Genomic DNA, 2,842 nt, shown 5'->3' on the forward strand with positions numbered 1-2,842 from the left:
ACCAGGACGGCGGCCACGAGGAGGCCGTTGCGGGCGACGCGCGCCTTCTGCGCGCCCTCCTCCGATTCTCCGGGCGCCAGTTCCGCCCGGCCCGGACGGCCGGCGCCGAGACGCACCTCGGCGGCGCGGCGACGGCGCTCCAGATAGGCGAGCCCGCCCCAGCCGATCACCCCGCCGGCCAGCGCCCCGGGCAGTCCTCCGCCGTGCAGGCGCAGACAGGCGGCGGCCTCGGCGCACTGCACGCAGGTGGCGAGGTGCCGGGAGAGGTCGCCCGGGGCGTCCGCGGCGGGGGCGCGGGTGACGGCGTCCAGCAGCCGGGCGTAGCTGCGGCACCGGGCGTCCATCGGTGTGTCGAGGTGGTTGCGGTGGCAGCGGTCCCGGAACAGGGTGCGCACCTGCTGGAGTTCGTCGTCGGCGGTGGCCGGGTCGAGGCCCAGGCGGCGGGCGACCAGGGACAGCGGCAGCGCCTCCACCTCGGCCAGCCACAGCAGTTCCGCGTCTGCCTGCTGGAGGTCGCGCAGTCCGCGCAGCGCGAGCGGGCGCTGCAGAGGCGGCCCGGTGTAGCGGGCGGCCTTGTCCGAGTTGAGCCACAGCCGCAGGTCGGGGTCGAGCTTGTGGCCCTGCCCCGCCTCCTCCCAGGCCGCGGCCGTGGTGCGTACGGCGGTCAGCAGCAGGGGTATGCGGGGCAGCCGGGCGGGGCGGCGCCCGGAGGTGCGGACCGGGCCGGCATCGGCGGCGCGCGCCTCACGTATGCCGTGTGCGAACGCCTCGCGGCCGAGCTGTGCGGCGGCGGTGGAGCCGGACGTGCACAGGTCGGCGTAGGCGAGGACCGCGTCCCAGCACTCGGAGAACAGCGCGGCCTCGGAGGCGTCCTGAGGGGTCGGCAGGTCGGGCATGAGTCTCCTGCATCCACAAGCGAGGTCAACTCACCATGTTGGCAAAGGAGTTGGGGGGAACCTCGGGGCAGGAGACGAGTTTTTCACGCTCTCGACACAACTGACAAGCCGCGTATTCAAATCCTCACGCGGCCGACTCCGGAAGTAGATACGTACGGAACGCCGAAACGTCTCGATGGCGACCCGAATCACATCGGATCGCCATCGGGACACGGCGGGCGCGAGTCCGGCGTCAGAGCTCCACCGGCTCGTCCGCGGGCAGGCTGTCCATGAAGGAGCTGACCGAGAAGACCGCGTTGCCGGCGCCGGGGGGACCGTAGCCGGGGGGCGAGGAGAGGCCGAAGTCCTCCATCGTCTGGCGGTACGCCTGGAGCAGACGGATGTGGTACTCCAGGGGCGCGCCCTGCGGGTTGGCCTTGCCGAGCGGGGTCGTCGGCTCCGGGCACCAGGTGGTGAAGCGGGGCGTGATGCCGTGGGACATGAAGAAGCGCAGGCCCTCGGTGGTCGATTCGATGGCCTCGTCGACCGTGGTGAAGCCGAACGGCTCGGCCATCTCCACGCCCGCCACGAAGTTGGGGATGACGTTGCGCGCGCCGAAGATGTCCGCCGAGTCGAGGATGCGCTTGTGCCACTCGTCGCGGCCGACGTACCGCTCCTTGCCCGGGCAGTACATCTTGAAGAGGTACTCGTCCCACACCTCGTAGTTGGGGTGGTAGATCTGCACGCCGTAGTCCTTGAACCGCTGGACGTCGTCCTTCGGCAGCGCCTGGGCCACCACCTTGCCGATCCAGCGGCCCGGGAAGTGCTCCTCGATGGCCTTGGCGTAGCGGCCGTAGAAGTCCGCCTCGTCCAGACCCTGGACCTTCGACGTGATCGCGCCACCGGTGAGCGTGTACGCGGTGGACACCTTCGCGGTGTCGTACTTGTCGATGATCTCGAGCGCCTCGAGGACTTCGTCGACGTCCTTCACGCCCGTGTACGGGCGGCCCGCCGCCTTGTGCTGGCGCCAGTTGTGGTTGATGTCGCAGTACTGGCACTCCTCCTTGGCGCCGAAGTACTGGCAGACGCGGAACGCGGTCAGGTAGATCAGGTAGCCCCACTGGATGGTCGGGGCCACCTCCATGACCGACTTCCCGTTGGTGAGGGTGTGCCGGTAGTACTCGGGCATCGGCGGCACGCCGACGTCGGAGATCCGCTTGCCGTCGAGGTAGAGGCCGAGCACGCCGTCCTCGTTCGCGGCGACGCGGTACGGCGAGGAGGGGTTCACCCGGACCGAGACGACGGTCCGCCGCAGGTCGTACGGGCCGCCGGTGAGGATGATCTCCTCGGGCGGGCGGCGCAGCGCGGCCTCGCCCAGCTCCGGCAGGGTGCCGTGGTCGAAGGAGAAGATGAAGTACGACTTCGGCTTGACCTCGCCACCCTCGTTGTCGCTGAGCGCGGACGGGTCGAAAGCCACTCCGCCCCGGAGCAGGTCCTCCTTGAAGACGGCCTCCCGCGGGACGTGCGGGAATCGCTCCATCAGATCCTCGACCAGCGCGGTACGGCTGCCGCTGCTCATCCCGTGTCTCCTCCCGGCTCGGACGTACGACTCCTCACGGTATGCCCACGGCTGTACGTGAGCGGTACCGGGTCCCCCCTGGAGCGGGGGCGATACCCCACCCGGCGGGGCACGCGCCGCCCGCCGCCGCCTGCGGACCGCCGCCTGGCCGGTCGGCGACAGCCCGGTCAGCAACCGCCGGAGAGGACGCCACCCACGCCTCGCCGTCCGGCGGCGGCGCCACGCCCACCCGACAGCGGCCATGACGGGCCGGCAGACCCCGCCCGGTGACGCCACCGAGTCCCCTGGAGCAATGGGCAGCGCCCAGCCGACGGGGCACGCACCGCCCGCCGCCGCCTGGCCGGTCGGCGACATGCCACCGGCGGGGAGCTGCCGGTCAGGACCCGGT

Annotated in this window: 1 protein-coding gene and 1 pseudogene; both read right to left on the reverse strand. The window is 71.5% G+C overall.

Going from position 1 to position 2,842, the window contains the following annotated elements:
- Window positions 1-896: pseudogene (locus tag ACFTZL_RS43610) on the reverse strand (cellulose-binding protein); the annotation flags it as partial.
- A gap of 232 nt (window positions 897-1,128) precedes the next feature.
- Window positions 1,129-2,454, reverse strand: coding sequence for a radical SAM protein (locus ACFTZL_RS43615; protein ID WP_382595807.1), 1,326 nt, complete (start codon window positions 2,452-2,454; stop codon window positions 1,129-1,131).
- Window positions 2,455-2,842: the final 388 nt, after the last annotated feature.

Origin of the sequence: Streptomyces sp. NPDC056948 (assembly GCF_042674225.1) — a bacterium.
Lineage (GTDB): Bacteria > Actinomycetota > Actinomycetes > Streptomycetales > Streptomycetaceae > Streptomyces > Streptomyces purpurascens.

Bases quoted from the DNA above. Each gene is read 5' to 3' on its own strand.
- ACFTZL_RS43615 (WP_382595807.1), bottom strand. From the start codon at position 2,454: ATGAGCAGCGGCAGCCGTACCGCGCTGGTCGAGGATCTGATGGAGCGA.